The following is a 24,090-nucleotide window of genomic DNA, read 5'->3' as shown; positions in this document are numbered from 1 at the left end:
CCCCTTGTTTGTAGATTCGACGTAATTAAAAGTTTTTTTACGTACAGGCAAATTGCTTCACAAGGACTCATATATTCTAACTGCACCCTGAAAGTACTTTTCTACTTAGATGACTGCTTCCTGAAAAATGGTTGTACTACTTAAATCGACATACGATTAGCGATGGATAGCATAGCTCGGCAAAGTTCTATAGGGAGGGAGGCTGTCACATCTGCTTTACTAACAAAAAATGCATCCTAGAGGAGAGATCGACATGTCACAAGCTAATATTCCAAACATTACACCTTCTATAACGTTAACACGTGATGATGCCATCAACTTGTTGTTGTCCTCGATTGCGTTGGAGGAACTGGGATTAGCCCATATCATTAATGCGGAAGCAGAAAAAATACAATATGCGGTTGGGACCATTCCAGGTCTTTCTGTGCCAGCAACTCTTAGTGACTTATTGCTTATTGATGACAGTGTAAAGAGCCTTCTGCAAGAAGCGATAAAAAAAGAAATTTTGCTGTCGAACAAATTGGATACTGTTGTATCCGTTATTCCAGGCAGTACAGGAGGAGTAGGTCCAACAGGAGCAACAGGTCCGGCGGGACCAGGTGGTACAGGAGCCACAGGAGCAACAGGTCCGGCGGGACCAGGCGGTACAGGTGCCACAGGAGCGACGGGTCCAGCAGGGCCAAGTGGTACAGGTGCCACAGGAGCGACGGGCCCAACGGGAGCTAGTGGGACTGGTTCGACGGGTGCTACAGGAGCTACGGGAGCCACAGGAGTAACGGGTGCCACCGGTTTCGGTCTATCGGTAACGTCAAGCAATGCGAAAGTAGTAAGCTTTATTCAGCAGACAGTATCGCCTGGTGATCCCTATGTATTTGAAGTCAATCTGGCTATAAACGGAACAGATATTTCTCATGTCGCAGGCTCTCCTAATATTCAACTCTCTCCGAATCAAACGTATTTGATTATCAGTTATTTGGAAGGATTCCAGATGCCTTCTGAAGGAATTGGCTACGCACTTCGATTAGACGGTATTCCACTAGTGGGCAGTCACGTCGGCAATGGTGGAGCTGTTGGAGTCGAGGAGCAGCTCTCAGGCAGTTACATTTTAACGACAGGTGTAGGGTTAAATATTCTGCAAATGTATAATGACCGTGCTTCAGATACGACCACTGCCTCAGACGGTGTGCCAGGTCCATCGTTAACGATCGTTAGGCTCGCCTAATAACAAGTAGAACGTTTTGAGAATGAAAAAATATTACTTAGTGATGGTTCAGTTTTATAGATTAGTGCGCATAGACATAGAAAGAGCGAGTTGAGATGAGACTGTGCGGTCAGGCATACAGCAATGAATTTAAGATGTGGTTAGTCTCCAGCGGTAAATAAATTAATGATTAGCCACTCCATGTCCGTAAGAGTGAAAAGCCTTTACATTCCATTACAGAGGTGATTTGAGAATGTCACAAGCTAATATCCCTAATATTACACCGACGATTTCCATAACAATTGGTGATTCGGTTAACCTGTTGCTAGCTTCCATTGCACTTGAAGAGCTAGCTTTGGCGCATATTATTAATGCCGAGGCAGAAAAAATCCAATATGTGCTTGGCACTTTGCCAGGAACATCAGGATTATCTCCAGCTGCTACCCTTTCTAACTTACTTGCTATCGATCGGAGTGTTGAAAGGACATTGCAAGAAGTAATTAAGAAAGAAATACTGCTTCAAATTAAGTTGGATAACATCGTAAATGGCTTGCCAATTTCACCACCGCCATCTCCATAAGTGATTATTGACTAGCTTAGCATCATTCTAGCTGGTGTACATTCTTTTATGTTTGTTTACTAACGTTGGATATGTCCACACATCAACAGATTCATGTATGCATAGTATTGCAGAAGTTCGTCTCATCTTACTCGATTATTGCTCATGTTTAGTGAATGTATTGACAATCTTAGATTACCTTCACGGAAAGCCGCTGCGAGATATATGCGAAGTGATATGAGATAGGTTGCCGTAGTGGCAGGCAGCCTATTTGCTTTGCTTGCAACCATACTTCAAGTTCTGATCGATGAGCGGTTCACATATACTTTGTAAGTAGTAATCATATAAGGCTTATCCGAAGTGTCAGGGGGAGAATAATGGACACCGTAAAAGTTTCGTTATGCATGATTGTTAAAAATGAAGAAAATTGCATCGCTCGTTGTTTAAGCAGTGTGCAGGATGCAGTAGATGAAATTATAGTCGTAGACACTGGCTCTTCGGATCGAACCGTTGATATATGTCAAGCTTATGGTGCTCAAGTTCTCGCGTATGAATGGAATGATCATTTTGCAGAAGCGCGCAATTATGGTTTGCAAAGGGCTAAGGGCGATTGGATATTGTGGATGGATGCCGATGAGGAGTTGGATAGGCAGAGCGCAAGTCAACTGAAGTCATTGCTAGCAGGGCAAAAAGAATCGATATGCTGGATCCATCTCATAAATTTCATTGGTGACTCGTCCGACGAAAATGATGCCTTTCATATTTCTCATTCCCGTCTTTTCAGGAATCATATTGGGTTTACGTTCAAGAACGCGATTCATGAAATGCTTAACCTTGAAGAAGTACTGCCTCATTTTACAGATTCTCGTCAGCAAACTTTACCGGTTAAAATGTACCATTACGGCTATATGGATGAATACGTGGAGACGAAGAAAAAATCAGAACGAAACATCCGATTACTTGAAATCGAACTGAAAAAAGAAGACCACCATCCATGGATTAAGTATCATATGGCGACTGAATATTATCGAATGAAGGATTATGTGAAATCGTTTGAATACTTGAATCTTGCCATCGTTCATTTCCTGCAAAAAGAGACGGCACCCCCTTCGCTGCTCTATAAGTTAAAGTATTCCATTCTTATTACGTTAGGAAGTGTGGACGGAGCTTGGCAAGGCATTGACCGTGCGATTCAAATGTACCCAGACTATGTAGACTTGCATTTTTACAAAGGCGTCATTTATTTTCTGAAAGAATGGTACGACGAGGCTATTCCTATATTTGAACATTGTATTGAGCTTGGAGAACAAAATATTAAGCATCTTACGTTGAAGGGCGTAGGGAGTTTTCACTCGTGGTATTATATCGGATTATGTCAGGAGAATTCAGGGCATTCCGAAAGAGCTGTTCAAGCATTCGAACAAGCGATTCAAATTTTCCCGGACTATACACCGGCGTTGGAGCGTCTCGAAGTTATGATTGGCTCACAGTAGAAAGGATAAGAGACACGATGGGACTACAGCGAATTTTATTTGTTATGTGTGTAAATAATGAAACGTTATTTCAACAAGCACAAAGACAGGTAGCTAATTTGTTAGTTCCACCTGGATTCATGGTAGAGCTGTACGATGTTCGCGGCGCAAAAAGTATGGCCAGTGGGTATAATAGTGCACTTCACCTTGAGGCGACTTATCGAATTTATATTCATCAAGATACGTTCCTCATTCATAAAGGGATGCTTTATGATCTGGTTCGACTGTTTGAAAGGCATCCTCACTTAGGCATGGTTGGGCTCGCTGGATGTGTGGAACTTCCGTCGAATGGGATATGGTGGGAGGGGAATCCGTTGGTCGGCCAAGTAATCGAACATCGGCATGATGTGTATCAATTACTTCGCTTTGATCATGGAGCTCTTGAAGCTTCTGATTATGTGCAAGTGCAGGCGATAGACGGTCTATTTATGGCGACAAGTGTCGATCTTCCGTGGCGTGATGACGTATTTGACGGCTTCCACTTTTATGATTCTGCTCATTCCAAGGAAATTGCGCTAGCGGGATATGAAGTAGGTGTGCTGGTACTGCAAAGTCCATGGTGTATCCATTATAATGGCGATGAATTCGATCAGATTTCCTATGAGCGGTACCGCCAGCTTTTTGTCCAACACTATATGTAATCCATTAACGACGCGTAGATAAAGTTGTTACGAATGAGCGCTTAATCCTGTATGTGTATTTTCTTAGGAAGGATGAGAAGTATGCATCAAACTGACAACCGTGTCACCGAGACTCGTATATCTTTATGCATGATCGTTAAGAACGAGGCTTACCTTATTGGTAAATGTCTAGAAAGTGTTAAGCATATTGTTGATGAGATCATCGTAGTAGATACAGGATCAACGGATGAAACGGTAGCTATATGTGAATCCCATGGTGCTAAAGTATTTCCGCTGGAATGGAAGGATGACTTTGCGGAAGCACGCAATTATAGCTTGCAGCAGGCTACAGGGAATTGGATATTTTGGCTGGATGCAGACGAGCAGTTGGACACGGATACAGCGTTAGCTCTACGTGAAATATTGAATGTCCAGGAAGCAGATATTGGGCTTATTGAGCTAATTAACTATATTGGGGACGCCGAAAATACCGAAGAAGCCTTTTTACTGCATCATCATCGCCTGTTCCGCAACCATAAAGGCTTTCAATTTAAGGGTCGTATACACGAACAACTCAATGTGCAAGACATTTTAGGTGCCACATTCCCTGTGCACAAGCTTCCTGTCAAAGTTCATCATTTTGGTTACATGAATGTTGTGGTTGAAGCCCGAGGCAAATCCGAACGAAACAAGCAGCTGCTGTTGAAAGAGAAACAAAGTAATCATTACAGTCCTTGGATTGATTATCATTTAGCAAGTGAGTACTATCGACTCGGACAATATGAAGAAGCCTATGAAACCGTGAATTTGGCCATCAAATCATTTATTGAAAATCAGAAGCTCCCCCCTTCACTTTGCTACAAATTAAAATATGATACCCTTCTCTCTAACGGCTCTTATGAAGGAGCATGGCCTTCTATTGAGCGGGCTATTCTACTTTACCCCGACTATGTAGATCTTCATTTTTACAAAGGACTTATCCTTTATCACAAAAATAAACCCGAATTAGCACTCGAATCTTTCCTGCATTGTATCGAATTAGGGGAGGGAAATTTGCAGCATCTCACCTTGCGCGGGATGGGCAGCTTCCATGCATGGTACCAAGTAGGGATATGCTATGAGAAGCTAGATAAACGTAAGAACGCGATACATGCTTACGAACAATCCCTTACGAGCAATGCCAAGCATGAGTTAGCGCAGCAAGCGCTAGAGCGCTTGTTGGAGCAGGAACAATTAGATTCGTCAGCTATCAAGATCAGCCTATGCTTAATTGTAAAGAACGAAGAAGAGAGCTTGCAGCGTTGTCTCGACAGTGTAGTCGGAATCGCGGACGAAATCATTATTGTGGATACGGGTTCCACGGATAATACGAAGCAGATAGCTAGTCAAAATGGGGCTAAATTATATGATTTCGAGTGGATCGATGATTTTGGAGCAGCACGAAACTTTGCGTTCAGCAAGGCGACACAGGAATACATTTTGTGGCTGGATGCAGATGATGTGATCGAGAGCAAAGATCGCAATGCCTTAAAAAAGCTAAAACGAGAACTGTCACGCGATATTAATAGTGTAAGTATGTCTTATGTGCTGACAACGAACGAGTCGGGCGAACCTTTATTTTCATTGAGACGCAACCGACTTGTGCGTAGAGCTGCGAACTTTAAATGGATTGGTCCCGTCCATGAATATTTAGAGGTGTACGGCCCGATATACCATAGTGAAATTTGTGTTTATCATAAAAAAGATAAACAGTATACCGATCGAAACTTGCGAATCTATGAAAACAGGTTGGCGGCGGGAGAAACGTTTACAGCACGAGACTTGTACTATTATGCAAATGAACTGAAAGATCATGCGCGTTATAAGGATGCACTTGAATACTATGAAAAGTTTTTGCAAACGAAGCAAGGGTGGTTTGAGGATTGTATACAGGCCTGCTTGAAGATGGAGTCTTGTCACGACAAGCTCAATCAAGAATCTGAGCGGCTGCCTGCGCTGTTTCGATCGTTCGAATTTGATAAGCCTCATTCCGATATTTGCTGCCAAATAGGGGAGTTGATGCTGAACAATCAACGTCATCATCAAGCTATTTATTGGTTTGAACAAGCGACTCAACTGGCGATTCCTTCTGACCAGTTAACGATGACACAAGCATCGACGTGGACGTGGATTCCTCACCTTAAGCTTTGTGTGTGCTACGATCAGATTGGTCAGCTGGATAAGGCTTGCTATCATAACGAGATAGCGCTGAGCTACCTGCCGGATCACCCGAGTATGCTGTACAATCAAAACTACTTCAAGCAAATATTGGGCGAAAAATATGAACTGGCATCTGTTAGTTCTGTTCATGCAGACCGTAATAGTGGGGGGAGCGAAGTATGAGAACAGGCAAGACGAGTATTATTATACTGACGCTCAATCAATTCCACCATACGATACTATGCTTGGAAAGCATTCGAAAATATACACCTGAGCCTTATGAGTTAATTGTTGTGGATAATGGCTCGACAGATCTAACGGAGATGTATTTGAGGCAGCAACCAGATGTGACACTTATTTGCAATGCTTATAATAAAGGATTTGCAGCTGGCTGCAATCAAGGGTTGGCTATTGCGACAGGGGACAATATTTTATTTTTGAACAATGATACTGTTGTGACGCCAAATTGGCTGGCACATCTGTTGGATACGTTGTATGCAAGTCCGGATATTGGCATGACAGGACCATTAACCAACTATTCAAGCGGACATCAGATAATACCTGTGCCGTATAAGGACTTGTTAGATTTGAATGCATTTGCCCATGAACATCAAATACGTAATGCAGGGAAAATGACGGAGGTACGACGTTTGATCGGCTTTTGCCTCTTAGTGAAACGTACGGTTCTCGATGAAATCGGAGGATTCGATGAATTGTACGATATAGGTAACTTTGAAGACGACGACCTGTGCTTGCGGGCTGCAAAAGTGGGCTATAGGCTTTATATTGCCAATGCCTGCTTTATTCATCATGTAGGGCATGCAACGATGAACGACATTCAAACGGTTGAACAAAAGAACAATGTGCAGTATTTAATGGGAATTAATCGTAAAAAAGCAAAAGAGAAGTGGGGAGAAGATATTTTTGATTTGATTTATAAAGAAGATGTAAAGCTGAGTTGCTGTGTAATTGCGAAAACAGAAACTTCCTTAATTAGAACGCTGGATTCTATAAAAGAAATTGCGGATGAGATTATCGTTGTAGATCGTATCGGAACATTTGGAGCAACAGCTGCCGAGTTTGGTGCTAAATATGTGGCTGGTCATCCGAGTAAAAATAACATCATGCAATGGAAGCGAGCAGTGGAGGAAACAGAGAGTCAGTATGTCCTGTTACTCGATGAGGATGAATATTTTTCTGATGAGATGCGACGAAAAATTCGGGTATTAAAACGTTCCATTGCGAATGATACAGTTGGTGTCGCCATGATATGCGATCATGTGGATCGTGCACAAAACCAAGCGCAAATTCGGCTCATTCAACGATCTATTCCATTGTTGGATGATGTTAGGAATCTGGCTGCATACGATGAAAATGTACTTATTAGTAGTATTGAAATTTACGGTGAGCAGTCTGTTCAAGAAAAGGATGCGATTTATTAGTGCGAGCTTATTGGCTTAGTCTTTATCATGAGTTATTTGATACATTCACACACAAAAAGCGCAACTGCCTATTCAGGGCAAGTTGCGCTTTTTGTATTGAGGCGTATTTTATGATTCATAGCCTTGCTTGATCTCTGCCCAATGCTTTTCCAATACATGATAATGCTGATTGATTCCTTTAGGAAACAAAATGCCGAGTCCACCGGAGTGCTCAAATTGAAGTGATGGATATTGTTCTTTCAACTCTTGCCACAATTTCCAGACGCCAAAGCCATAGGCATGAATGGAAATATCGTGGAACCATATGACCCCGTGCGGGGCAAGCTTTGGCAGCCATGATTCATAGTCATGCTTTACTGCTTCATATTGATGAAAGCCATCGATATGAAGCAGATCAATCGATCCGTTTGCAAATTGGCCTAGTGCTTCGTCGAAAGTGGTGCGTAATAGATGGCTAACGTTTGGATACAAAGAAGAAGCGAGAGAGGATACTTGATCGTAGACTTCGTTACCGTATTGGCCAGAGTGTGCATCTCCCACCCATGTGTCTACGGCATAGCATGAAGTTGGTAATGCCGCGTCCTTCACCGCTTGGCACATACTAAAGAAGGAAGCTCCCCAATGTGTACCTAATTCTACCGCTACATTCGGTTCATGCTGCCGAATGAAATCATAGCAGAAATGGCGATGGCCTACCCAAGCAGAGTGCTGCAGAATACGAGGCTCTAACTTCTCATATTCAAAAGTAGGGCTATGTTTTTGCCAAATGGTCATAGGTCACCTTCTTTTTATAATCAAGGTCATCCATTCAAGTTAAGTGAATGCAGGATAGCAGTCTATAGTTTATGTATATGAAGCAGTTGGGTATTTCGTTCATGGATCAAGCATGGATTGTGGAATGTTCTTGTGCAATTTAAATACGAATCATAAGGGTCTCCGTCGGTAGGAGAGCCTTATTTGTGCGGTTGGCGCGTGTAAATGGCCGATACGAATCGAACTCTATTTCCATATTTGTAATAATAGACGATTGAAATAGAATTGCCGCCATTAAGGGGGGACTTGTGTGTCTCAATCAAACATACCCAATATTACACCCCAAATCAGTCTCACTCGTGATGACGCTATTAATTTACTACTGACTTCCATTGCAATGGAAGAGCTTGGACTGAGTCATCTTATTAATGCAGAGGCAGAAAGGTTGCAGTATGCGATCGGAACGCTGCCCGGGCTTACGGTACCCTTGTCTTTTAGTCAAGTGTTGCAAATGAACACCAGCGTCCTCGACATGCTTCGTATCGTGAATAAAAAAGAGATGCTGCTGGCGGATCAACTTGAAAACATATTAGGCACTCCGGTACAAATAGGTGCAACGGGAGCAACAGGTGCAACAGGCGCAACGGGTATTGGCATAACCGGTGATCCAGGTGCAACAGGTAATACAGGTGTGACAGGAATTGTTGGTACGACAGGGGCCACAGGGCCAAGCGCAACAGGCGCAACAGGAAGTACAGGCGTTGTAGGAGCTACTGGCGATACAGGGGTCACGGGAGCAACCGGTGCTCCAGGTGTAACAGGAGCGACTGGAGGGCTGGGTAATACAGGACCGACGGGAGCAACGGGCGTAACGGGTACAACCGGGACAATTGGAACAACAGGTGCTACCGGAGCTACAGGTCCTACAGGGTTAACAGGACTGACGGGTGTCACGGGAGTAATTGGAGCGACAGGTTTGACAGGGCCTTGTCCGCCAGATTGTCCACCAGGGCCAACAGGACCGACAGGCCCCGATGGCGTTGGAGCAACAGGAGCGACGGGAGCAACAGGAACAGCGGGGATAACGGGGGGAATCGGTGTCACAGGTGTGACCGGTGTAACGGGCGCGACAGGAGAATTGATTACCGTAAACAATGCTAATTTTGTTACAGAAGGAACGATCATTGTCCCTGATGGTGAAGGGATTGCTTTAGAGCTCAATCAGACTGTGAATGGGACTTTAATTACGCACACACCGCTAACATCGACGATTACATTGGCACCGAACCATACTTACTTTGTTGATTATGAGACGCAGGCCATAGTAACGAGTACAACCGCAGCAGCCACACTTCAATTTAATGGGATTGATGTACTCGTGACAACAGCTAGCTATGACACATCTGCAGGTGTTCCTGTAGAGCTTTCCAGTCATACTATCATCCAGACGGGAGGAACACCCGGTACATTGGAGCTTATCAACACATCTGGAGTGGACACGGAATTTTCCAATATTTCAATATCAATTCTCGCTTTACTATAAGCAAGATTGTGAATGTGGTTTGGTCACAATTACGCTGCCATGCAGGGAGCAGGACGGAAAGTAAAGGGGTGAGGATATCTTGTCTCAATCAAATTTACCTAATATTACACCTACTATTTTGCTGACTAGAGATCAGGTCATTCCACTAATACTGTCATCCATAGCTTTAGAAGAGCTAGGTTTGAGTCACATCTTAAATACCGAGGGTGAAAAAGTTCAATTTGCACTAGGCACATTACCTGGAGTAACAACACTGGCAACATTGAGCGATATTTTGCAAATTAACGCTAGTGTTATAGATACGATAAGGGTGCTTACTAGGAAAGAAGCACTATTGGAAACGAAGCTGCAGCAAATTCTTGCTCAGGACGTGTCAACAGGAGCAACGGGATCGACAGGTGCCACGGGTGCGACAGGACCGACAGGTCCCGCAGGTGTAACTGGCCCAACAGGAGCAACGGGCGTGACTGGAGCAACGGGTGGAACGGGAGCGACAGGAATATCAGGGCCAACTGGATCAACAGGAGCAACGGGAGTAACTGGAGCCATTGGAGCAGCAGGTGCAGCAGGCGCGACGGGTCTGACTGGTATAACAGGTGTAACGGGTCCTATTGGTAGCACAGGCTTAACCGGAGCAACAGGTCCAACGGGAGCAAGCGGATCAACGGGTGCGACAGGAGTAACCGGAGGTACAGGCGGTATCGGATCTACTGGAGTGACGGGGCCAACAGGCGCTACCGGGGCGATTGGGCCAACAGGCGAATGCCCGATCAACTGTCCAACAGGACCAACAGGAGCGACAGGAACGCCAGGGCCGACAGGTGCAACTGGTGTGACAGGAGCTGTTGGCTTAACGGGTGCAACAGGTGCTACAGGAGCGACGGGCGCAACAGGTGAAACGGGTGCCCCCGCACTTGTCACGGCTAACTTCGGTAGTTTCGCTACGCCAGGGAATGCAGGTCCTTCTACTTTTCTCCCGCTTACTATTAATCGATTGTTGAATGGCACACTTATTTCTCATGTAGCTGGTTCAAGCGATATTATTTTGGAGCCTGGCCATACGTACTTTGCGGCAGCAGCGGTCGATGTTGATACAAATGCCTTAGCTGGTGGGCTTGATGTCATTCTCGGCTTAAATGGAGTCCCTCTTTTAACCATCTTTATGAGTAATCCCGCGGGAGCTTTTATTACGTTAAAAGGAAATGCTGTATTTGATACTCCTGCAGGTGGGCCATCTACATTGAACTTGTTTTCTCGTTCTGATTCAAATCAAAATGTGAATATTTGTGTATTTGCTTTGAGTTAAATAATGTCAGTGACAAAAGGGAGGGATACGGTTGTCACAGGCGAATATACCGAATATTACACCAGAAATATCGATTACGTTGGATGATTCACTGAATTTGCTATTGGCATCGATTGCGCTGGAAGAACTGGGACTCAGCCACATTATTAATGCTGAGGCGGAAAAGCTGCAATATGCGCTGGGCACTTTGCCAGGCTTAACTACACCTCTTTCGTTGAGTGAGGTACAGCTTGTAAATGATAGTGTGAAACAAACTTTGTTGGCTGCTATTAAGCATGAGTATATTTTGAATAATAAGCTCCAAGCTGTAATCGAAACACCATTACGTGGTGCGTCGGGGGCGGCAGGAGTTACAGGAGCGACGGGAGTAACAGGAGCAACAGGCGCTACTGGCCCCTCTGGTGCGACAGGTCCGACAGGAGCGACGGGACCAATAGGCGTTACAGGATTGACTGGTGTAACGGGTCCGACCGGAGCAACTGGTGATCCAGGAGCCACGGGTCCAACGGGTGCAACAGGAGTTACAGGCCCGATCGGCCCAACAGGCCCAACAGGTCTTACAGGTGCAACTGGAGCAGCGGGATTAACAGGTCCAACAGGCGCGACAGGGTTAACAGGGGCAACAGGAGCAACAGGAGGAATTGGTGCGCTTGGACCTACAGGAGTGACGGGAGATACGGGGCTGACTGGCCCGACAGGTCCCACAGGAGTGTGCCCTTGTGTTACTGGTCCGACTGGTCCAACAGGGGGCAGTGTAACGGGTCCGACGGGAGCTACAGGTGCGACAGGAGCCACCGGTGCAACAGGAGCGACGGGCGTGACGGGAACTACGGGTGTTACAGGGGCTACTGCTGTGCAAATTACGACCAACAACGGATTTTTTAGAACAACTGGGGCTGTTATTATAGCACCAGGTGTGGCCATCCCGTTAGATGAAAACTTTACCTTAAACGGTACGCAAATATCTCATACGCCGCCCTCGACAGATATTCTGCTGGCCCCCGATCAAACGTTTTATATTAGCTATCGAACAAAGCCGGAGCTTCCTACAGCAGGATCGATAACGCCAGAAGTTGCTCTTCAGCTTAATGGAGTTACCATCCCAGGGACAAATTCACAGATGGAGTCGCTGCCAGGCTCACCTCAGGCGATCACCTCTCTTTTATCAAATACGATTATTAATACGAGCAGTGGAGCACCGAGTGTGTTGACATTAGTTAATTTGGAAGCCAATCCTCGGCAATTTGACCAGACAACGATAACGGTGATTAAGCTAGCTTAAGATGTTTACGGAGGTGGAACAATGGCTAGCAGTGCAGATTTTGGATGCTCTGGCGGATGTGGTTCGATCTCCAGTAACGGCTCTCCAGCAATTCTATTTACCATTGTGCGAAATGGAAACGGAATTCAGCTCCAGGGATTGTCCAATATTACACTCGCACCGAGTCGGACGTATTTAGTCGAATACAACGCTGAATTTAACACTCCATTACTAGGAAGAGTTGTATCCACAGAGCTTCGCTTGAACGGGACATTGGTGCCAGGTTCACAAACCTCCTCTTTTCCAACCACTATGCCTCCAGGGCAAAATACACCAACGGCCTCTGTATCAGGAGGTGCCATTTTCAATACGAAATCGACTCCCGATCCAAGCATTTTGCAATTGGTTGGTTATCCTCCAGCAGGGACATCTGGCACAAATTTTAATGGTGTGAATATCCGAGTAACCGATATTACAGATTACGGCACCGTATCGTTGACGGGAAATAATGCGGCCATATATGGATTTGGTTATGTTGATGTTGCGAATAATGAAGCGGTTCCCTTTTTGGAAGCTGAGGTTGTAAATGGATCGGGGATCTTGTTTTCGGCTGCTGCTCCTACCGTTATTTCACTGGCTCCCAATGCAACATACTTTGCTGTCTATAACTTCATCGAATGTCCCTTGCTGTCAGGTTTGCCAGTAAGAGTTCAATTTACGTTGAATGATCGGACTTTGTTTCAGAGCTTATCTCTAGCGCCGCCCTTAGTTGATGGTAACTCGCGTTCAGGAGCAGCAGGTTCCGCTGTGTTTAATACAGGTCCTGGGACGAACCAATTAAAGCTTGTAAATACAAATTTAGAGACAATAAAGTTTGTTGCGGCGAACGTTAATATTGTACAGATTGGTTAAAAAGGAATGGATATTTAAAACTGTAAATAGCGAAAGCCTCTTTCCTGCAAGAAAGTGGGCGGCAGTCAGTCTCCAATTCATTTACACACTTGTTTGACTTTTGACATAAACAGGAGAGCTTCTCTCTGTTTATGTCATTTTTTTGTGAGATCCCTATCGTTTAAATGAAAGCCAGAGCATTCCTGTCTTTTAAGATAATGTTTCTATTTTTTAGAAAGATTTAATTAATTGACAACATGTAAAAATATGCTATAATCGTTTTCCAGTGATAGGTTTCCCCGAACCCCATGAAGAAAATTACCTCGAAACACTTTTTATGAGATTTACACGTAACTAACCCTTCTTAGACACTCATAATTCTCAACTCTTTTGTATTTGTTTCAAAATAATAAAGGATGTGAAAGTGAGATGATTGATACTTTTGCAGACATAATTAGACACCGAAGGTCAAATTTAAAGTTGACAATGGACAAGTTAGCTGAGAAGGCGAGTGTGAATAAAAGTATTATCTCCAGAATTGAAAATGGAGAAGTCAAGAAACCTGAAATTAATACAATAAAATCGCTTGCTGAGGCACTAGAAATATCTTATGATGAGTACATAAGGATATACATCTCATTAGAGCGTAATGCAGAGGTTATTCTAAAAATACTTCAAGAAGCTATTTCAATTTCATGTCCTGCATCCCTCATCACAGAAATTTCCACGAGATATCTAGAGATTCCTCACATAGATAGTTATGACGCTATTGAAAATATTTTCACTACAGCACACGATATCAATCATACTTCCACTAAATTAGCTTTATTTAATACTGTCGTAAATTACTCGCGTGAACATGGTGTGATGCCTTATATTGCAAAAGGTATGTATCAGGTGTACATGATCGAGCGAAATGATTTTACAAATTTACAAGCTTCATATCACTTTGGTGAAAATATATTAAACTATGTTGATTTTTTAAATCCCAAAGAGAAAGTTTATATTCATTACTACTTAGCAGTCCATGCGTATAGCCTGATGCGGTTTGAGGAATCTGTAAAACTAAGTGAGTATGTTATAAAGAATGCGACACAGGAAGAACACAAAGCGCTCTCGATTTATAATATTTGCATTTCCCTATATCAACTCGAACGATTTATTGAAAGTGAAAGTTATTTAGAAGAGTATAAAAAATTTAATTTCAGCTATATATCAGACACTTCTACAATGCTTACGGGGATTTTAAACGCAAAAATAGGGAACTTAGAACTTGCGCTAACCCAACTACATTCTTGTTTAAAAAATACATCAGACTACAATATCATTTTTATTATTTCGGAATTGATGGAGGTTTATGTAAAGTTAGACAGGATAGAAGATGCAATTAGTTTACTTCACTATGAAAGTAGATTAATTGTTTCGCTTAACGACGAGCGCACGACACCAAGCAAACGAAGGAGATTAGCCTATTTTTATAGGCAAGTAGGAACCATACTGCTGAGTAGAGACATCGAGCAATCTTTCGATTATTTTTTAAAAAGCGCATCTGAATATATGAAAGTTGGAATGGGTAAAAATGCCTTAGAAAGCGTTGCATTAATTAATGAGGCAATTCTTGAAAATGATTCATGTTTGACAACAGAACTAATTAAGAAAATCAATATTACCTTTAAACAAATTATTGAAATTTCTTAATAGAAAGGATTGGTTGACGTGAAAAAAATAATGTCAAAGTTACCGATTCTTTTGTTTGGAGCAATTTTATCATTAGCATTATTGGGGGATATTATTTTGTTTGATGCTCCTTGGATACTGCCTAAATAAAGTATAAATATTTAGTTTAATATCTAAGCAGACACTGATTTAAGTGTCTGCTTTTTTTTGTTTTTGTTGCTAGTGATTTGCATTTAGTGAAAGATCTAACAACAAAAGATATATTCTGTTTAGGGGGAACTTGATTTTTGGTGGGCAGGCAATAGGGGAGCCTCGTCCACCGTTATTAATCTGCAAGGACTGATGAGAATGCTTGAAGAGATCGAATTCTTACGGTTCCGAATAAATGAAGCCTATAAAAAAGGCTTAGAATTGACCGATGGTAGGATGGTTGAAATGAGTCAAGACCTAGATAAGCTATTGTTAAAGTACCAAAGGGAGAGCCTTCACCATGAAGTTAAGAATGAAGTATTTACGTAAAGATGCATTCTCAGAAGAAAATAAACTTCTTGTACGTAAGTTGGTGGGAGAAGAGATTGAAGACGTAGACACAACTAATAAGGCCCACTATTACACTAGGTGCGGCTGTATGTACAAAAAGTCTTATTACAAGCGTTTTGAATTTGAAAAAACATTTATTGATGTATTTGCTTGTTCGTGCGGGGCTTGGACAGTCAATCAAATGAAATGTTGGTGAAAATAAAAGTAATTTACATTTGTGTAAAAAGACCATATATGTTCATACGGGCATATGAAAGGGGTGATGATATATTAAATAATCTTGTTTTTAACATCCTTCTTCAAGTCTGACATTACCCACGAAAGCAAGTTGTGCATTGCAATGACAAAGTAGAGTAACTAAAATTATTTAACTTAAAGGAGAGTAAAAATGAAAAGAATAAAATTAATCGTTTTAGCTTTACTGCTATCCCTTTCTGTTATTAATGTTGGCGTTATTAGCGCAGACAGTTCTACTCCTACACACGAAGTCATCAAAGCAGAGGATATTGATAATCATTCAGACGTTAAACAATTCATTACGGATCAAGGTGCTTGGAATGAGATAAAGAGTTTACAAGAAAACAATGAGCTACAGTCCAGCACTAACAATTTAGATAGAGTTTATGAATCAGATTTACTAAGTCACTTGAGCAAAGAGCGTATTGACACTATAATTAACACATACGACCTTAACGCTCCAAATGTATTGCCTAATAATACTATATATATAGTAGAGAAATCTGCAACAAGCGTAAGCAATGTGTGGTATTTAAACTATAGTACCAACCAATCAGGATTTATTGTATCTGTTGTCAATGTAGGTTCTGATGCGATTGATTCTATATCAGGATCGTTGAAGAAATACAATAAAAGTGATTTGAATTGGGTTTCAGCAGGAAGTACAAGTTTTTCAAGAACTCAAATTAACACTGGAACCGTAAGTACATGGGTTCAACCAATCACAGCAGTTTCAGATTATTTTGAGTACAATATTACAGTTAAAGAAGATGCTAGTGTTTGGAATTATAACAATACAGGACAAACAAACTATCAAAGATATTCTTTCGAAGTAGGTAATTACAATGCTATTCAAGCTCTAGGTGGGCAAAGACATCATTTTGTTTCCCAATTTGCTTTAGCATCTAATGGATATAATAGCAATACAGCCCCAACAATTCGTATGATGACTGCTGACCACAGATTAACTCCAAATTGGGGTAGCTCTCATTCTGCCCAAAACTACAGAGCTACAGAAAGCCAACTCCTCAAAGACAAACAATATAGACCATTACTACAAATGGAAGTTGACGCATTTAAGCTCCTTCCAGACCCAGAAGGAAAATTTCCACGATTGTCTGATAAGTATATGGATGCATTAGTCGTAGCATTAGATCGATATGAAAGACTATTTGGATTAATTTAGTAAGGAGAATGAATGTGGAGATAGTTATTGAACCTGCTCAGGGTATTGGTCAAATTAAGTTAGGGATGACGAAAGATAAGGTTCAAGAATGTATACAATATTATACCAAATTCTATAAAAGCATTTCTTTAACCAATAACTTGTTTGATTATTTTTTTAAAATAGAATACAACAGGAATGGAGAAGTATGCTTCATAGAAGTACCTTGCAACGATAAGGGAATAATCACCTGTAAACTTAAAGATATTGATATAACAAACACACAGGCAGAAGAATTGATAGCAAAAATTAATTCCATTGAAAAATATGATGAAGATAAGTCTACTCCTGATACTTATTATTACTTTAAGTCGTTAGGATTATCATTGTGGAGATCGATGTCTCCAAGTGATGTAGATATTCAAGATCAAGATTGGTTCAAAGAACTGTCTCCGGAAGAAAAAGAAGCTGAAACGAGTTATCTTTACTTTGAATCAGTTAGTATCAGTAGCCCCGATTATTACAGTCAGAACTAAACTACATTAATAAAATAGTCAGAGTAGTAAGAAGCCTGTTCTTAATTGGACAGGCTTTTCTATTTATTCTTTGTAAAGTTCTTAAGCAAATTTTCTTGAAAGCCAAGCGTAAAATGATCATCGAAGATAGTCCGCTGAGCTGTGAGAAGATTGCTGACGGTTATATGGCTTATAATGCACGAAGGAGACCGAAGGAAGTAGGAAATCTCAATAATCTTTTGATGAGAGAACGGGCCGACGCAAGTTCAGCCCGTTCCTCTAGCTTATTCCAATGGTGTATAGTACTTAATTTCTTAATTGTCCAAACGAAAACCTAAGGATTCATAAAGTGATAAAACAGATTTATTCGTAGTTAATACCATGAACTTAGCATTGTATAGTTTAATAGACTAAACCATGTTATCTCCAAGCTTCACGAACAAAAACCTCTTCTATGGACACATGATCTTGTTCTTTCTATGCCTTTAAGCCGCCCACTAGTATGCTTTCATGACGTATAACCATAGATCGTCTAGTAAGTTAATGCAATGCTAGAGAAATAAATTGACAGAATATTCTTTACCAATTATTATGATCTAGCCGGCGTGATTGATCGATTAATTTAACAAAATTATTTGTATATGTATGTTTTGATGTAACATATATATTCCATTGATTTCTAGAATCAATATGATAACTATGTTACCGAAAACTAGTGTTTTAGTTATACTTAAACGATTAAATTCTACTAGACAAAAGGGGTATAGACATTGAATAAAATATTAAAAGCATCCGTATCAGCAATGCTTGTAGTAGGTTTAGTCTTTGGATCGATAGGAGTTACTCCAGTTACTCAGGCACAAGAAAATGTACAAGTTCAAAATGAAAATGGTCAAGTTCAATTTGAAACAGTTAGAAATGATTCAGAGTTTATAGAGTTAAAAATTACTGAAAACGGCGACCATTTATACGGTACAATAGATCTTAAAACTTCTGAGATAACGATGAAGACAGTTGAGCAACCTAAATCTCAGCTGAGAGCTATATTTAGCTCTGAAGTAGTTACTGAATATGATGTTAATGTTATTGAGCATACAGATACTGTATTAAATGCTATTATCATTGAACGAGAAACAAAAGAGGAATATATCATTCAAGAGGTATTAGAAGAGAAAGTACAAGCACAAGCACCGATAATAGGTATAATTAGATTGCTTGCTAAGAAGTACGGCGACGATATGGTTAAAGCATTGAGAACTGCAAAAAAAGTAAAAAAAGATAACGATGGTAATGAATGGGTAGATGCTAGAGATTCAGATATGAAGAAGTTTGTCACAGGTGAAAGTCATCTGTACTACAAAGCCTACGTCGACCATGATGTCGATACTACTGTTAGGATCGGTGACCCGATTGGATACCATGAGGCTCAATCAAGATCAGCAAATGGAAGTGATGTTTTTTGCAAGACTAAAATTGTGTGCAAGAATCTAGCTAAGGGAAATAGTGATGTTGATAACGCAATAATATCGGAACAAGCACATGGTAATCAACAAGAGGCAAGCGGTCAATTTTGGCATTTCCACCACAAAACAAATTCTGGTACAAATCGATCTCACTACTTTTACTATCTAGGTACTTAAGGTCACCCTCGCTACTTAACAATTAGTAAGTCATCGTAACTTTAAATTTAATTTATTGCCACAAACATTTCATATAGTTAAATGATAGTTTGTGGCAATAAAGCTGATAAACCATTATTCCTCTAGGGAAACGTTGTTAAAATCAAAAAAATAATTAAGGTACTCATAACATGATACAATTAATAGCGTACTGTTCTATGATGATAGATCATTTGGGTATAGTATTATTCCCTAGTAATAGTTTATTTAGAATAATTGGAAGATTAGCACTTCCTTTATTCGCTTACGGTATTGCTGTAGGCTTTTCCAGAACAAGTAATGTTACTAAGTATGGAGTTAGGTTATTAATAGTCGGTATAATATCACAAGTCCCATATACCTTATTATTTGGGAGTAAAGAGTTTAATGTTTGTTTCACTTTGTTGTTTGGATTGATAATAATAAAAATAATCAAAAGTAAAGTTATCTTATTTTTGAAGATTATATACACTTTGGGATTATGTATTATTTGTGAGGCCCTTGCTTTTGAGTATGGTTTATACGGAATCGCTCTTACCGTATTTTTTTCAGTGTTTAAACAGTGGACTACACTTCTAATTGCAAATAGTATCCTAGTATTTATATATTTATATTTCTATGAAAGTACAGCTGTTCAATATTATTCATTACTGGCAATACCATGTATAATGGTATTTGAAAAAAAATCTTTTCATCTACCTAAGATCATCCGTTATGCCTTCTATCCTAGCCACATTCTTGTACTTTTAATAATAGTAAATTACATCAATTAATTAATGAAAGATTGGGTGACTGAAATGATAATTGAAGTGGAGTTTGACACATTTCGACAATATATAGAATGTGAGAATGATATTTGTGAGAATATCGTAGAATTACGAGAAGAATTTTTAGAATGGTTATATGATGAAACAATTGATCATCAATATTGGAATTACCTAGACGGGATTAAAGCGGGTGTCGGTTTTAGTGCAGATGCCCTAGTTGAATGGTTTAACACGGTCAAATATAGTGAAAGAACTACAAAGGTAGTTCTTCTAGATGCAAAATTTATGGAACCAAATCTTGTGAATGCATCGATTTTCTTTTGAGTTAATGAAGCTTGTTCTTAAACAGTGAAAATTGCTTTCTTCAAAACCAACAGACTGGAACAGGCTATGTTCAGTCTGTTGGTTTTTTTGCGGTATCTTGTCGTGAACGGATGATTTGTTTCGATTTCAGAACTATGCAAACGTTATCATATCTATAATTTAGCCATCGTGCACTAGGAGTGTTCTTGAATGAAAGTAATTACACGGAGGAAGATATTAACTATATCAACCGTGCTAATTGTAATCTTTTTATTAGCAACTACGTTATATTCATACTATTTCAATAATAGTGTCAGCGTCCCAACAAACATTAACGAAAAACAAACGATACCTTGGGCCATTAATAAAATGAACGTCCGAGAACTATGGAATGAAGGTCTCACTGGGAAAGGAATTAAGGTTGCGATAATGGATAGTGGAGTTGATGCCTCCCACCCTGACCTTATTGATAATATGAATAGCGGTATAAATATTATAGATCCGACCACTCCACCTACAGACTATACGGGTCATGGCACATTTATCGCTGGAATCATAGGGGCAAGCAATAATCATTTCGGTCTAGTTGGGGTTGCTCCAGATGTGGAATTGTACCCAGTGAAAGTGCTTGATGAACTAGGGGAGGGAGACATATTACATATTGAAAAAGGTATTGATTGGTGCATAGAGAATGGGATTCAAATTATTAATATGAGCTTCGCTATTAATAATAATAAACCTCAATTACATGAAGCAATTAATAGAGCCTTATCTAAGGGGATCATTATAATTTCATCTGCAAGTAATTCATATGGGGAGACCGCTGGTTATCCCGCATCGTATAATCAAGTATTTTCAGTCAATGCAGTAGATCGGAATTTGGACATAAGTGAGCTAGCCTCTTTAGGCAAAATTGATTTCAGTGCCCCAGGTGTAGATATACTCTCTACTCACTTACATGGTGGCTATGGGGTCATTAGCGGTAACTCATATGCTGCACCGCAAATAACTGGTTTCATAGCATTACTCCTTCAAGATCCTGCAAAATTTGGTGTAACCGACTTGACGCATGACCAAATCAAAAATGTGCTCTCAAATTACTCAACGGATCTTGGTATCAAAGGTTACGATAGTTTGTTCGGAGCAGGATTTGTTAATTTTAATTAGATCGTGCCTGTCTCTAACAAGCCTGTGCCCTAAATGGGCACCTTTTTTAATTTCTGAGCACAAATCAAGATTAGCTAGACTCTATGAAGAAGATGATGTACGACAATTTTTGGGTGTCGGAATACAAAATTCTGGATGTGGATGATTTATGACGCTGATTTAGTTGCAGAAGTTGAACCAACTGTAAGCCTTCTTAAGCGTATCCATCACAAGTCTATTGTTGTTTGAGTGGCTAGGCTTTTTATGAATTCTGAGCTACCACATTATATAAGCGTCCTTTATTATCGAACTGATGATACGGGGCGTTTTTTTTATGTTTACGTTTTATTGGCAGGGGGATGCATTTTACTCTTAAGTTTCACTTCTATAGGCAAACGCCCAGACCAAATCTAGGTAGTAGCATAGAATGACGATATGAAATCATTAAAGGCAAGTGCCCAGGAGGAAAATAAATGTCTCAATCGAACATACCGAACATTACACCGCAGATAACGGTCACGCGGGAAGATGCGGTTACATTATTGCTGTCCTCCATAGCAATGGAGGAATTAGGACTAAGTCACATCATAAATGCAGAAGGTGAAAAGCTCCAATACATTTTAGGAACATTACCTGGTGTATCAGCGCCAACGGTATCCCTTACCGATATACTCGATGTGAATGAGAGTGTGCGCGATACACTTCGTGAAATTACGAAGAAAAACTTTATACTCGACAGCAAGCTAAACAACATTCTTAGTACACCTATAGCGATTGGTCCAACAGGACCTCCGGGTCCAACGGGTCCTTCTGGCGGACCTATCGGCCCGACAGGCCCAGCAGGGCCAACAGGTCCAGCGGGGGCGACGGGAGCTCAAGGAGTTCCGGGACCAGCGGGAGCTCAAGGGCCAATCGGTCCACAAGGTCCGGCAGGCCCAGCGGGTCCAGCGGGGGTTCAGGGTCCGGCCGGTCCAGCGGGACCACAAGGTGTAGCGGGCCCAGCAGGTCCACAAGGTGACCCGGGGGTAGCCGGTCCGCAAGGTGTAGCAGGTCCAGCAGGTCCTCAAGGTCCACAAGGCCCCGCAGGCCCGGCTGGCCCTGCAGGAGCAACAGGTCCAGCGGGTCCAACAGGAGTGACAGGCCCAGGAGGATTGCCGGGTCCAGACGGCCCAGCGGGTCCAACAGGTGCGACGGGCTTCACAGGTCCCGCAGGCCCGACAGGTGCAACGGGTCCAACAGGAACCGTTGGATCTGTACCATTTATAGATGTTCAAAATACTGCACCACAAAATGTTGGTGCTGCGCCAGAATTAATAACTTTTACAGCTGCGCTCACCAACGATCCGACCGTTTTTGCGATTACCACACCGAGTACTACTTTTACAATCAACCAGACTGGAAATTACTATATAAATTTTGAAATAGTAGCAGATAGCCTTGTTGCAACGACGGAACGAGTTACGGCCAATATACTATTAAATGGTAGTCCACTTGTTGGAGTATTTATAGATATTGCATCAGGTTTAGCACAAGAACTTACACGAACCATAATCGTGCCTATAACGACAGTTCCTTCCACGATCCAATTGCAAGTATCGGGAAGCGCAGGCTCCAGCTTTAACATAACTGCCGCAATGGTATCTTACAGAATCGGCGACCTTTAATGGAAATCTAGGTCTTTTTCGAAGTTGATTATTATCACAATTGCATTTGGTACTGTTTGAAGAAAATAAGGAAACGGTGAGCTAGGGGAAATTCTGTAGCTCTACTGCTTCCTTATTTTTGTTTTCTCTTTATTTATGATTCCTTAAAAGGTGTAGGTTGAAGTAGTAATGTTCGTTATGGTAATATACTCCACAATTCAAATGATTATAAATCTTAGTAAAGAGGAGTGTCATTAACGATGACAAACATGAAGCATTAACGTATTGTCGCTAGGGTCGAATACCGAGCTCGATCACCTCCATCTTAGTAGTTACTTTCATATTGTAACCAAACTAACTATTAAAAAAGGTGGAGGAATGAAGCATGAGTAAACCAGTGATGAGTATTGCGTTAGTATGCGGACCCGATAGTGATATGGAGGCAAATGCAATCCGAGCGACTTTGGAATCTTTTGATGCTCGTGTCATTACGTATTGGATTGGCAGGCCTTCTGATCTCATCGATATTTTATCAGGCAAAGATCTTTATTCGGATACGGATTTCATTATTTTTAGCTTCCATGGAGATGAGGGCAAATTTGTCATGCCTGAGCTGGATGAGTCTGTCTATGAAGAGGACGAGCCAAGGGAGGACTTTGGTCCAGATGAAGTAGCTCGATTTATTAACTTGCCAGGCAAGGTTGTACTTGCAAATGGGTGTTCATTAGGCGATCCGAAGTTGGCACAGACTTTTTTGAACGGTGGTTGCCGAACGTATATCGGACCGGATGATTATCCATACGGAAGCTCTGCGCTTATGTTCGTCGTGCGTTACTTCTATGAGATTCTTCATAACAAGAAGAGTGTGCAAGAAGCCTTTGTTTTGGCAAAGGCTATGGACGAGGAGCTGGAGATGTATCGGATTTATGAGCAAGAGTCTGCTGCTCAATAATACGGCTATTCTAACAGCCGTGATTGATTCAAGCTATAAGAAGGACAGAAAAGAAGGCTAATTTTATCCATTCTTGTATGCAATATTTTCTAATAAGATGATATGATGTAAGGAGATACATAACCCGTTCGGATATCCGAACGGGTTATTGTATACGTAATCATCGGAGGAGGAGACAGC

Annotated in this window: 22 protein-coding genes; 21 read left to right on the top strand and 1 reads right to left on the bottom strand. The window is 41.2% G+C overall.

The window, feature by feature from the left end; translation table 11 throughout:
- The first annotated feature begins 253 nt into the window (after window positions 1-253).
- From FPZ44_RS26890 to FPZ44_RS14015, 6 genes are all read left to right on the top strand, one after another.
- Window positions 254-1,222: an alpha-helical endospore appendage domain-containing protein gene (locus tag FPZ44_RS26890; RefSeq protein ID WP_261378327.1), complete on the top strand. Its 969-nt coding sequence runs from the start codon at window positions 254-256 to the stop codon at window positions 1,220-1,222.
- 232 nt (window positions 1,223-1,454) lie between these two features.
- Entirely contained in the window at window positions 1,455-1,781 is a 327-nt protein-coding gene (locus tag FPZ44_RS14040) for an alpha-helical endospore appendage domain-containing protein (protein WP_144991172.1), read from the top strand.
- A gap of 356 nt (window positions 1,782-2,137) precedes the next feature.
- Window positions 2,138-3,253: a glycosyltransferase gene (locus tag FPZ44_RS14035; RefSeq protein ID WP_335926128.1), complete on the top strand. Its 1,116-nt coding sequence runs from the start codon at window positions 2,138-2,140 to the stop codon at window positions 3,251-3,253.
- 17 nt (window positions 3,254-3,270) lie between these two features.
- Window positions 3,271-3,933 carry a glycosyltransferase family protein gene (locus FPZ44_RS14030; RefSeq protein WP_144991166.1) on the top strand — a complete coding sequence of 221 codons (663 nt, stop codon included), beginning with the start codon at window positions 3,271-3,273 and terminating at the stop codon, window positions 3,931-3,933.
- A gap of 81 nt (window positions 3,934-4,014) precedes the next feature.
- Window positions 4,015-6,294: a glycosyltransferase gene (locus tag FPZ44_RS26885; RefSeq protein ID WP_261378326.1), complete on the top strand. Its 2,280-nt coding sequence runs from the start codon at window positions 4,015-4,017 to the stop codon at window positions 6,292-6,294.
- On the top strand, window positions 6,291-7,553 hold the full coding sequence (locus tag FPZ44_RS14015) for a glycosyltransferase family 2 protein (protein ID WP_144991164.1): 1,263 nt from the start codon (window positions 6,291-6,293) through the stop codon (window positions 7,551-7,553). The genes FPZ44_RS26885 and FPZ44_RS14015 overlap by 4 nt, the downstream gene beginning before the upstream one ends.
- 108 nt (window positions 7,554-7,661) lie before the next feature.
- Here the strand turns inward: FPZ44_RS14015 and FPZ44_RS14010 are convergent, their stop codons facing one another.
- The gene (locus FPZ44_RS14010; protein ID WP_144991162.1) at window positions 7,662-8,327 is read right to left on the bottom strand and encodes a class I SAM-dependent methyltransferase; all 666 of its coding nucleotides are present in this window, start codon (window positions 8,325-8,327) and stop codon (window positions 7,662-7,664) included.
- Window positions 8,328-8,616: 289 nt separating this feature from the next.
- Here FPZ44_RS14010 and FPZ44_RS14005 point away from each other — a divergent pair, with 289 nt between their 5' ends.
- The 15 genes from FPZ44_RS14005 (at window position 8,617) to FPZ44_RS13940 (ending at window position 23,910) form a co-directional block, all read left to right on the top strand.
- A complete protein-coding gene (locus FPZ44_RS14005) occupies window positions 8,617-9,849 on the top strand; it encodes a collagen-like triple helix repeat-containing protein (protein ID WP_272482990.1) in 1,233 nt (410 codons plus the stop codon).
- 79 nt (window positions 9,850-9,928) lie between these two features.
- Window positions 9,929-11,155: an alpha-helical endospore appendage domain-containing protein gene (locus tag FPZ44_RS26880; RefSeq protein WP_144991160.1), complete on the top strand. Its 1,227-nt coding sequence runs from the start codon at window positions 9,929-9,931 to the stop codon at window positions 11,153-11,155.
- A gap of 31 nt (window positions 11,156-11,186) precedes the next feature.
- On the top strand, window positions 11,187-12,437 hold the full coding sequence (locus FPZ44_RS13995) for an alpha-helical endospore appendage domain-containing protein (protein ID WP_144991158.1): 1,251 nt from the start codon (window positions 11,187-11,189) through the stop codon (window positions 12,435-12,437).
- 21 nt (window positions 12,438-12,458) lie between these two features.
- Window positions 12,459-13,328 (top strand): hypothetical protein, encoded by an 870-nt coding sequence (locus FPZ44_RS13990; RefSeq protein ID WP_144991156.1) that lies wholly within the window; start codon window positions 12,459-12,461, stop codon window positions 13,326-13,328.
- A gap of 408 nt (window positions 13,329-13,736) precedes the next feature.
- Entirely contained in the window at window positions 13,737-15,005 is a 1,269-nt protein-coding gene (locus tag FPZ44_RS13985) for a helix-turn-helix domain-containing protein (RefSeq protein ID WP_144991154.1), read from the top strand.
- A gap of 321 nt (window positions 15,006-15,326) precedes the next feature.
- Window positions 15,327-15,503, top strand: coding sequence for an aspartyl-phosphate phosphatase Spo0E family protein (locus FPZ44_RS27145; protein WP_144991152.1), 177 nt, complete (start codon window positions 15,327-15,329; stop codon window positions 15,501-15,503).
- Window positions 15,475-15,720 (top strand): hypothetical protein, encoded by a 246-nt coding sequence (locus FPZ44_RS26475; protein ID WP_186786047.1) that lies wholly within the window; start codon window positions 15,475-15,477, stop codon window positions 15,718-15,720. Before FPZ44_RS27145 ends, FPZ44_RS26475 begins: the two co-directional genes overlap by 29 nt.
- Window positions 15,721-15,912: 192 nt before the next feature.
- Window positions 15,913-16,947 carry a hypothetical protein gene (locus FPZ44_RS13975; RefSeq protein WP_144991150.1) on the top strand — a complete coding sequence of 345 codons (1,035 nt, stop codon included), beginning with the start codon at window positions 15,913-15,915 and terminating at the stop codon, window positions 16,945-16,947.
- A 14-nt stretch (window positions 16,948-16,961) separates the two neighbouring features.
- A complete protein-coding gene (locus FPZ44_RS13970; protein WP_144991148.1) occupies window positions 16,962-17,462 on the top strand; it encodes a hypothetical protein in 501 nt (166 codons plus the stop codon).
- Window positions 17,463-18,211: 749 nt separating this feature from the next.
- Entirely contained in the window at window positions 18,212-19,081 is an 870-nt protein-coding gene (locus FPZ44_RS13965; RefSeq protein WP_144991146.1) for a hypothetical protein, read from the top strand.
- A gap of 170 nt (window positions 19,082-19,251) precedes the next feature.
- Complete coding sequence (locus FPZ44_RS27140; protein WP_144991144.1) at window positions 19,252-19,872, top strand: TraX family protein; 621 nt, start codon at window positions 19,252-19,254, stop codon at window positions 19,870-19,872.
- A gap of 24 nt (window positions 19,873-19,896) precedes the next feature.
- Entirely contained in the window at window positions 19,897-20,190 is a 294-nt protein-coding gene (locus tag FPZ44_RS13955; RefSeq protein ID WP_144991142.1) for a hypothetical protein, read from the top strand.
- Between the two features lie 189 nt (window positions 20,191-20,379).
- Window positions 20,380-21,336: a S8 family peptidase gene (locus FPZ44_RS13950; protein ID WP_144991140.1), complete on the top strand. Its 957-nt coding sequence runs from the start codon at window positions 20,380-20,382 to the stop codon at window positions 21,334-21,336.
- Window positions 21,337-21,788: 452 nt separating this feature from the next.
- Window positions 21,789-22,979 carry a collagen-like protein gene (locus FPZ44_RS13945; RefSeq protein ID WP_144991138.1) on the top strand — a complete coding sequence of 397 codons (1,191 nt, stop codon included), beginning with the start codon at window positions 21,789-21,791 and terminating at the stop codon, window positions 22,977-22,979.
- A gap of 364 nt (window positions 22,980-23,343) precedes the next feature.
- Entirely contained in the window at window positions 23,344-23,910 is a 567-nt protein-coding gene (locus FPZ44_RS13940) for a delta-aminolevulinic acid dehydratase (RefSeq protein WP_144991136.1), read from the top strand.
- Window positions 23,911-24,090 lie beyond the last annotated feature (180 nt).

It is taken from the genome of Paenibacillus agilis, from assembly GCF_007786455.1.
Classification (GTDB): Bacteria; Bacillota; Bacilli; order Paenibacillales; family Paenibacillaceae; genus Paenibacillus_B; species Paenibacillus_B agilis.
Note: the sequence above shows the minus strand (reverse complement) of the source record. Positions and strands in the feature narration are given on the sequence as shown.

Excerpts from the sequence above, each read along its gene's own strand:
- FPZ44_RS13975 (WP_144991150.1), top strand. The coding sequence starts at position 15,913 with ATGAAAAGAATAAAATTAATCGTTTTAGCTTTACTGCTATCCCTTTCT.
- FPZ44_RS27145 (WP_144991152.1), top strand. The coding sequence starts at position 15,327 with ATGAGAATGCTTGAAGAGATCGAATTCTTACGGTTCCGAATAAATGAA.
- FPZ44_RS13990 (WP_144991156.1), top strand. The coding sequence starts at position 12,459 with ATGGCTAGCAGTGCAGATTTTGGATGCTCTGGCGGATGTGGTTCGATC.
- FPZ44_RS13940 (WP_144991136.1), top strand. The coding sequence starts at position 23,344 with ATGAGTAAACCAGTGATGAGTATTGCGTTAGTATGCGGACCCGATAGT.
- FPZ44_RS13950 (WP_144991140.1), top strand. The coding sequence starts at position 20,380 with ATGAAAGTAATTACACGGAGGAAGATATTAACTATATCAACCGTGCTA.
- FPZ44_RS13945 (WP_144991138.1), top strand. The coding sequence starts at position 21,789 with ATGTCTCAATCGAACATACCGAACATTACACCGCAGATAACGGTCACG.
- FPZ44_RS27140 (WP_144991144.1), top strand. The coding sequence starts at position 19,252 with ATGATACAATTAATAGCGTACTGTTCTATGATGATAGATCATTTGGGT.
- FPZ44_RS14040 (WP_144991172.1), top strand. The coding sequence starts at position 1,455 with ATGTCACAAGCTAATATCCCTAATATTACACCGACGATTTCCATAACA.
- FPZ44_RS14015 (WP_144991164.1), top strand. The coding sequence starts at position 6,291 with ATGAGAACAGGCAAGACGAGTATTATTATACTGACGCTCAATCAATTC.
- FPZ44_RS13985 (WP_144991154.1), top strand. The coding sequence starts at position 13,737 with ATGATTGATACTTTTGCAGACATAATTAGACACCGAAGGTCAAATTTA.
- FPZ44_RS14035 (WP_335926128.1), top strand. The coding sequence starts at position 2,138 with ATGGACACCGTAAAAGTTTCGTTATGCATGATTGTTAAAAATGAAGAA.
- FPZ44_RS13955 (WP_144991142.1), top strand. The coding sequence starts at position 19,897 with ATGATAATTGAAGTGGAGTTTGACACATTTCGACAATATATAGAATGT.
- FPZ44_RS14030 (WP_144991166.1), top strand. The coding sequence starts at position 3,271 with ATGGGACTACAGCGAATTTTATTTGTTATGTGTGTAAATAATGAAACG.
- FPZ44_RS14010 (WP_144991162.1), bottom strand. The coding sequence starts at position 8,327 with ATGACCATTTGGCAAAAACATAGCCCTACTTTTGAATATGAGAAGTTA.
- FPZ44_RS26885 (WP_261378326.1), top strand. The coding sequence starts at position 4,015 with ATGCATCAAACTGACAACCGTGTCACCGAGACTCGTATATCTTTATGC.
- FPZ44_RS26475 (WP_186786047.1), top strand. The coding sequence starts at position 15,475 with ATGAAGTTAAGAATGAAGTATTTACGTAAAGATGCATTCTCAGAAGAA.
- FPZ44_RS26890 (WP_261378327.1), top strand. The coding sequence starts at position 254 with ATGTCACAAGCTAATATTCCAAACATTACACCTTCTATAACGTTAACA.